The sequence below is a fragment of the uncultured Acinetobacter sp. genome, assembly GCF_947624825.1.
In the GTDB taxonomy this organism is placed as follows: domain Bacteria; phylum Pseudomonadota; class Gammaproteobacteria; order Pseudomonadales; family Moraxellaceae; genus Acinetobacter.
Map to the genome: position 1 here is coordinate 1 of NZ_CANQLZ010000079.1, position 7,914 is coordinate 7,914.

Here is a 7,914-nt window from a genome sequence, read left to right on the forward strand (position 1 = left end):
ATTAGAGAAATTTGCTCAGCTTGTTGATTATCATAAGGCTTTTGAAACTGTCGCACCTCATGTTTGAATTCGCCCTGTGAGTTTTGATATAGAACCTGTGGTTATTTTAATCACTTGCCATTTTGGCGGTGGTCTTCAAGATTTTTTTAGTATGAAGTCTAGAGTGTGGTGAAGCATATAAAGCAAATTTGAATATAAAATTACGCCTGTAATTAAACAACCAAGAAGGCCTTGGTGGTTAATTTTATTGTAGATAAGTGACCAGATATTAAACTGCAACATCATTAAAATAATTTTTTAAGATATTTATTATGTAGAAGTATTGTTAATTACTATATGATATTAAGATTAATAAAAATAAGATACAAAATATTGATTAAACAAAAACCTCAGTTTGGAGTAGTAACATGCCAGATATTAGCAATTTATCAGTGGAAGAGTTAAAGCGTTTGCAAGCAGAAGCTGAGGTATTAATTGCTTCAAAAAAAGATCAGGCAATTGAAGATGCATATAGCCAAATTATGACAATTGCCGATAACCTCGGTCTTAGTATTGAGCAAATTTTAGAGTTTGGTACGCAAAAGCGTAAAAAGAATACGCGTAAAGCAGTAGAACCACGTTACCGCAATAAAGCTAATCCAACCGATACTTGGACAGGTCGTGGCAAAAAACCACGTTGGTTAGTTGCAGAACTTGAAAAGGGTGCAAAATTGGAAGATTTTTTAATCTAATTTTTCATCGCTCTTTCATAAAACTCGTTTAGAGTACTTAAACCAAGCCAATGTGCTTGGTTTTTTTAATGCTGAGAATTGGCGGACGCTCAAATTTATGCATAATGCTCGCATACTGATGAAAAAATATCCCAAGGTAAACGTGAACAGACGATTGGTTGTAATGGGATGAAAAAAAAGCCCAAAATGTTACGTTGGTGGTTATTTGTAGCCGCTACTTTTTTAATATGCATATTGCTGCAATTACCAGCGGCATGGTTGTTAGCAAAATTCTCTCAAAATAATCAAATTTTGCATAATGTCAGTGGCAATATTTGGTCAGGGCAAGCCGACTGGACACGTGGGCAATTACGTGGTTCAGTCAAATGGCAAGTGCGACCTTTAGATCTACTGCGTTTACGTGCCGCTGCGAATATTGAAGTGCATAGTGGGCAAAGCCAATTTGAGGGTATTGCAGCTTATGGCTTAGGCAAAACCATGATTGTTCAGAACTTAAATGGGCAAATTGCACCTGAAACTTTAAAATACCTTGCCAATTGGCAATGGCCTGCCAACAGTATTCAATTACAAGATGTGTCATTAAAATTAAAACGCGAGCAAGGTTTTAGCCAAGCAGCAGGCAATATTCAATGGGCAGGGGGTGCATTGGTGTATCAATATGCCCAGCGTCAAGAACGTATGACTGTACCGAGTTTAAAAGCCAACTTAATGGCGTCCGACGGTAAGTTAATTATTGATACGCGTGATCAACGTGACCAAAAAATGTTGAATTTAGCTTTAGATCATCAGTTGATGCTTGATGTGCAGTTAACGCAACGTTTACTTATGAATGTACCTTCTTATCAAGGCAAAGCAGGTCTAGATACTTATGTGCTCAGTAGTCGTCAGCCTTTAATTAAAGGAGGCTACTAATGCGTGATTGGTTAGATCGATTAAATTGGAAAAAATTAGATCAAATAGCCCCTTTACTGTGTATTTTGCTCATCATTTATTTATGTTGGAAACTAGCTACCTTGTTTTGGTTGGTACTCGCGCCCATGCAAGCATTGCAATTTGATCGTGTTGCCTTAGGTTCACAGCAGCAAGCGGTACCTAATATCAGTCAGTTTGCTTTATTTAAAGCGCAGCAAGCACCTGCGGCGATCAGCAATTCTAATTTAAGCTTACAAGGCGTCATGGTGGCTGTGCCGAGTCAATTTTCATCGGCAGTGATTAAAGCCAATAATGTGGGTGAGCGTTACCGTGTGGGTGAATATATTGCCGACACCCAATATCAATTGGCTGAAGTGTATTGGGATAAAGTGATTTTACGTAGTGCTCATGGTGCTGATGAAATATTAAAAATCAATGCATTAGAAAGTCTAAATCAAGATTTATCTTTAAATCCAAAAACCAATCCAGCTGTTGCGAGCGTCCCTAATATTCAAACTACCGAACAAGCCCTTGGCAATGCTGTGCAGCAGATTCAAGAAAATCGGGATCAATATTTGCAAAATATGGGGGCAAGTGGCGATGGCGGTGAAGGCTATCAAGTCAGTGCGCGCACGCCTTTGGTGTTAAGAAGAAAATTAGGCTTACAGCCGGGTGACCGTGTATTGTCACTCAATGGACAAGCCTTAAATGCCGGTCAAAATGAAGCGCAACTTTTAGAACAAGCGCGTCAATCAGGGCAAGTCAAACTCGAAATAAAACGTGGTGATCAGGTGATCACCATTCAACAAGATTTAAACTGATGCACAATCAGCTCAAGGAAAACCAGTAGATTATGGCTTTATTTAATCATCAGCGTACATGGGGCTTAGTTGCTGCGGCGCCGCTGCTTGCGATGGTGAGCACAGTCAGTTCGGCGCAAACATGGAAAATCAATTTACGTGATGCAGATTTAACGGCATTTATTAATGAAGTGGCTGACATTACCGGTAAAAACTTTGCGGTTGATCCACGCGTGCGTGGCAATGTCACGGTTATTTCCAATAAAGCCTTAAATAAAGCCGAAGTCTATGATCTATTTTTAGGGGTGCTAAACGTCAATGGCGTAGTGGCGATTCCCTCTGGTAATACCATACGCTTAGTGCCTGATAATAATGTTAAAAGTTCAGGCATTCCTTTTGATGCACGTAATCGTGCCGGTGGTGATCAGATTGTCACTCGGGTGTTATGGCTTGAAAACACCAATCCTAATGATTTGATTCCAGCGCTACGCCCACTCATGCCACAGTTTGCACATTTGGCGGCAGTACCGGGCACCAACGCCTTAATTATCTCTGATCGCGCCAGTAATATTTACCAACTTGAAAGTATTGTGCGTAATTTAGATGGTACAGGGCAAAATGATTTAGAAGCGATTCAGTTGCAATCCAGTCAAGCCGAAGAAATGATTAGCTTACTTGATGGTATGAGCGCCACCGGTGCGGCAAAAGATACCAAAGGCTCACGCGTGCGCTTAATGGCAGATGCACGTACTAACCGTATTTTGGTCAAGGGTGACCCTGCAACACGTAAACGTATTCGTCACATGATTGAGATGCTAGATGTACCATCGGCAGATCGTTTAGGTGGTTTAAAAGTCTTTCGTTTAAAATATGCCAGTGCCGATAAGCTTGCCAATATTTTACAAGGCTTAGTCACGGGTCAAGCAGTTAATACCACGAGTTCAAACAACAATAACTCAAACACCAGTTCAAGTAGTACTAGTGGTAATAGCAACAGCACATCAGGAGCGTCAAGTATTAATACCCCAAGTATTAACTTAGGTGCTTCAAGTAATAGCAACAATAACAATCTCACCAGTTTTAGCGGACATGGAGTCAGTATTATTGCCGACCCAAGTCAAAACTCATTAGTGGTGAAAGCCGATCCACAATTGATGCGTGAAATTGAATCAGCTATTCAACAACTCGATATTCGTCGTCAACAAGTCTTGATTGAAGCGGCGATTATTGAAGTTGAGGGCAATGATGCGGATCAATTAGGTGTGCAATGGGCATTAGGCGATATCACCAGTGGGGTCGGCTTAATTAACTTTGATAATGTTGGCTCAAGTTTGGGCAACTTAGCGGCAGGGTTTTTAAGTGGCGGCACAGCGGGCTTAGGCGCTGCGGCAGCAGGCAACGCTGGCACTTCGCTAGTATTGGGGGACTATCGTGAAGGCAGTAATGGTTCACGGCGTTTATATGGTGCGTTAATCCAAGCCTTAAACGAAAAGACCAAATCAAACTTATTATCTACACCTTCTATTGTCACTATGGACAATGAAGAAGCTTATATTGTGGTGGGGCAAAATGTACCCTTTGTCACAGGTTCGGCTGCGACCACCACCAATGGGGTCAATCCATATACTACGGTAGAACGTAAAGATGTGGGTGTGACCTTAAAAGTAGTACCACATATTGGTGAAGGCGGTACGGTACGTTTAGAAGTTGAACAAGAAGTTTCTGCAGTACAAGATAAAGGTCAGGCGCAAGATTTAATTACCAGTAAGCGCGCTATTAAAACCGCAATTTTAGCCGAACATGGACAAACCATTGTCTTAGGTGGCTTAATTTCTGATAACTCGATTTCTAACCGTCAAGCGGTACCGGGCTTAGGTTCATTACCGGGGATTGGACGTTTATTCCGTTCTGACGCCTCGTTAAACGAAAAGCGCAATTTATTGGTCTTTATTCATCCCACCATTATTGGTGACCGTGATGATGTGCAACGTATTTCACAGCGCCGTTATGATCAGTTATACAGTTTACAATTGGCCATGGACAGCGAGGGCAATTTTGCTAAGTTGCCAGCGCAAGTTGAAGATGTGTATTTACAGCGTTTACCAGTATCGTCTTCTTCTAAAGACAGTGTTTATCAAAATGTACCTAGTGCACATGGCTTAAATAGCAATGCGGTGGTGGCTACGCCTGTGGCAATTGAGCCTGTGGTTGAGCATAGCAAAAATACAGTCAGCACAACCACAATTCGTCCGCTTGGCAATACAGCACAGTAAAGCACAGCATGATATGATGTAAAAAAATCACATTAGAGACTTATTTCATGACTTGGAAATTACAAGCGATTTCAGCTGAACTTGCTGGCCAAGAAATTAGCATCGACCGTGATATGTTGGTCGGACGTCATCAGGCTGCGGACATCGTATTACAATCGAGTGAAATTTCGCGTAAACACGCGGCATTTTTACGTGTGGAAGATGCACTTTGGCTACAAGATTTAGCCTCGTCAAACGGCACGTTTGTGAATGATGCACGTATCACCGAGCAAGTGTTGCTCAAAGATGGCGATATTGTGCAATTTGCAAGTCTGAAATTCTCACTGCTTGCACCTGTGGCTGATGTTGCAATCGACAGCGACTTAGCACAATCTGTGGAGGCTGCCGTTGAATCACCAGCTCAACACATGAATGATCAAGGTATGCCAAGCTTAAAAGAGCGGGATGCATCTGTTGAATTAACCCGCGATGGTATGCCAACCAACGTAGGTGTGCCAAAACCTGCTCCAATTCCTCAAGGGGTTGATGTCAGTCAAGCCACGCCTGAGCCTAAGCCTGTACCGGTTGAAGTACCTGAATCACGTGTAGAGCAAGTCCAAGAACAGCAAAAAAATACGATGGTCGGTTTAATGACTGTGATTGCCATTATTATTCTTGCCGTATTGGCTTTTGTGTTTTTTAAATAATATGCCAATGTAAAACCACAAAGGCATGCCATCGCATGCCTTTATTTTTTTGAGGGAACAATCATGTCAATTGCCAAGCTTGAGCAGCGTCAGGTTATTTTATTTGACTTAGATGGCACCTTAGTCGATTCAGCTTTTGATTTGTATCGTGCCATGAATATGAGCTTAAATGTGTTGCAGTTGCCCAATGTGACTGAACAACAAGTACGTATGTGGATTGGTAAAGGTACTGCCTTATTTTGCCACAGCACTTTGCAGCATTTGGTGGGTGAGGTTCATCCTGATCAACATCAAGCATTACTGACTACATTTTTAGAAATTTATAATGCAGACCCTTGTGTCGACACTCAGGCTTTCGAGGGCATTATGGAGTTTTTAGCGTGGGGTCAAGCCCAAGGTAAAACTTTAGTCTGTGTGACCAATAAGCCTGAAGCGCCTGCACGTATTATTATACAACAGTTGGGTATGCATGATTATTTTGACGATGTGATTGGTGGAGATCGTTTTAGTGAGCGTAAACCGCATCCGCGTCAGCTGTTACATTGTGTAGAACATTATGCGGTTGAGAAACATCAAGTGTTGATGATTGGTGATTCAGTTAATGATGTAGAGGCAGCGCGCCGTGCAGGAGTAGATTGTATTGTGGTCAGCTACGGCTATAATCATGGGGAAAACATTCACGACTGTCAGCCACAACAAGTGGTTGATAATTTAACCGAATTGTTAGCTTGAATAGAAAAAAGTAAGTTAAGGATGCTCTAATGAATCAATGTATGGTTTTTCGATGGCGATGCTCTGTGTGTTTATCTGAGCCATCTTATCAATCCAACATAGAGACCATACATGACCACTCAAGCACAATTTAGCCAATTACAAGCACAAGGCTATAACTTAATCCCTGTTTATCGTCAACGCCTTGCCGACACCGAAACACCGTTGTCGATTTTTGCGCGTTTAAAATCCCACACCAATGCTTATTTGTTTGAGTCGGTAGAAGGGGGTGAAAATTGGGCGCGTTATTCCATGATTGGTTTGGGTGAATCAACCGTCTTTTCATGTAATGAAGGGCAACTCACTATTCAACATGCAGATGGGCATCGTGAAAATCAGGCTTGTTGTGATCCTTTTCAATATATCCGTGATTTCCAAGCGCAATTTAAAGTGCCTACCCAAGCAGATTTGCCACAACTACCAAGTTTTACAGGCGGCTTAGTCGGCTACTTTGGTTATGACGCTGTGCGTTATATCGAACCACGGTTAAACAACATTCCACAATCAGACCCTGTAGGCTTGCCTGATATTTGGATGATGCTGTCTAAAACAGTAATTGTATTTGATAACTTAAAAGACACCCTGTTTTTAATTGTACATGCCGATGTAAATCAACCTGATGCTTATACAAAAGCCCAAGCCCAACTGGATGAGTTAGAAGCACTGTTAGCCCAACCTGTGGTGTTACAAGCTAAACCACATACGCCGCCAAAATTTGAATCGCTCACTGGTAAAGAAAAATTCCTAGACTCCATTGAAACAGTCAAAGACTACATTCGCGCCGGTGATGTCATGCAAGTGGTACCGGGGCATCGTATGGTTTCGGATTTTGATGGCGAAGCCTTACAGGTGTATCGCGCTTTACGTCACTTAAACCCATCGCCATATTTATTTTTGGTACAAGGGCAGACTTTAAATAACCAAAAACCTTTTCATATTGTCGGTTCCTCACCCGAAATTTTATCGCGCCTTGAAAATGGCATTGCCACAGTGCGTCCTTTAGCGGGTACGCGTCCGCGTGGCAAAACCAAAGAAGAAGATTTAGCCCTTGAAAAAGATTTGCTTTCTGATGAAAAAGAAATTGCAGAGCATTTAATGCTGATTGATTTGGGACGTAATGATGTAGGGCGTATCTCAAAAATTGGTAAAGTCCAGGTTACTGATCAAATGGTGATCGAACGTTACTCACACGTCATGCACATCGTGTCGAATGTGCAAGGTGAGGTACGTGATGATGTGGATGCATTGGATGTTTTTAAAGCGACTTTCCCTGCAGGCACGCTTTCTGGTGCACCAAAAATCCGTGCCATGGAAATTATTGACGAAGTTGAGCCATTAAAACGTGGAATTTTTGGTGGTGCTGTCGGTTATTTAGGCTGGCATGGCGAAATGGACATGTCGATTGCCATTCGAACCTGTGTGATTCGTGAAAATAAGGTCTATGTACAAGCCGGAGCAGGGGTGGTTTATGACTCAAATCCTGAATCTGAGTGGAATGAAACGCAAATAAAAGCTCGCGCAGTGATCAAATCGGTTGAATTATCGTCAAATGCGTTAATTTTATAGTTTTTTTTCAATTTTTTTAAAAAAACACTTGCATCAATTTTAAATTTTGCTAAACTGCTCATCGTTCCGAAGCGAAACGCACGAAACACTAAGAAAGAGCCGGCATAGCTCAGTTGGTAGAGCAACTGACTTGTAATCAGTAGGTCCACAGTTCGAATCCGTGTGCCGGCACCAT

The 7,914-nt window shown here is 41.8% G+C and carries 7 protein-coding genes and 1 tRNA gene; all 8 read left to right on the forward strand.

Annotated features, from left to right (window positions below; translation table 11 throughout):
* The first annotated feature begins 407 nt into the window (after nucleotides 1-407).
* Nucleotides 408-731, forward strand: a complete 324-nt coding sequence (locus Q0017_RS12555; protein ID WP_298147384.1) for an H-NS histone family protein — start codon at nucleotides 408-410, stop codon at nucleotides 729-731.
* A gap of 168 nt (nucleotides 732-899) precedes the next feature.
* Nucleotides 900-1,643 (forward strand): type II secretion system protein N, encoded by a 744-nt coding sequence (gene gspN, locus Q0017_RS12560; RefSeq protein ID WP_298147387.1) that lies wholly within the window; start codon nucleotides 900-902, stop codon nucleotides 1,641-1,643.
* Complete coding sequence (locus Q0017_RS12565; protein ID WP_298147390.1) at nucleotides 1,643-2,464, forward strand: type II secretion system protein N; 822 nt, start codon at nucleotides 1,643-1,645, stop codon at nucleotides 2,462-2,464. Before gspN ends, Q0017_RS12565 begins: the two co-directional genes overlap by 1 nt.
* Nucleotides 2,465-2,496: 32 nt before the next feature.
* Nucleotides 2,497-4,716 carry a type II secretion system secretin GspD gene (gene gspD / locus Q0017_RS12570; RefSeq protein ID WP_298147394.1) on the forward strand — a complete coding sequence of 740 codons (2,220 nt, stop codon included), beginning with the start codon at nucleotides 2,497-2,499 and terminating at the stop codon, nucleotides 4,714-4,716.
* Between the two features lie 47 nt (nucleotides 4,717-4,763).
* Nucleotides 4,764-5,402 (forward strand): FHA domain-containing protein, encoded by a 639-nt coding sequence (locus tag Q0017_RS12575; protein WP_298147397.1) that lies wholly within the window; start codon nucleotides 4,764-4,766, stop codon nucleotides 5,400-5,402.
* A 63-nt stretch (nucleotides 5,403-5,465) separates the two neighbouring features.
* Nucleotides 5,466-6,134 carry a phosphoglycolate phosphatase gene (locus Q0017_RS12580; RefSeq protein ID WP_298147400.1) on the forward strand — a complete coding sequence of 223 codons (669 nt, stop codon included), beginning with the start codon at nucleotides 5,466-5,468 and terminating at the stop codon, nucleotides 6,132-6,134.
* A 111-nt stretch (nucleotides 6,135-6,245) separates the two neighbouring features.
* Nucleotides 6,246-7,739: an anthranilate synthase component I gene (trpE, locus tag Q0017_RS12585; protein ID WP_298147403.1), complete on the forward strand. Its 1,494-nt coding sequence runs from the start codon at nucleotides 6,246-6,248 to the stop codon at nucleotides 7,737-7,739.
* Nucleotides 7,740-7,837: 98 nt separating this feature from the next.
* Nucleotides 7,838-7,913 (forward strand) — tRNA-Thr (locus tag Q0017_RS12590).
* The last annotated feature ends 1 nt before the right edge of the window (nucleotide 7,914 follow it).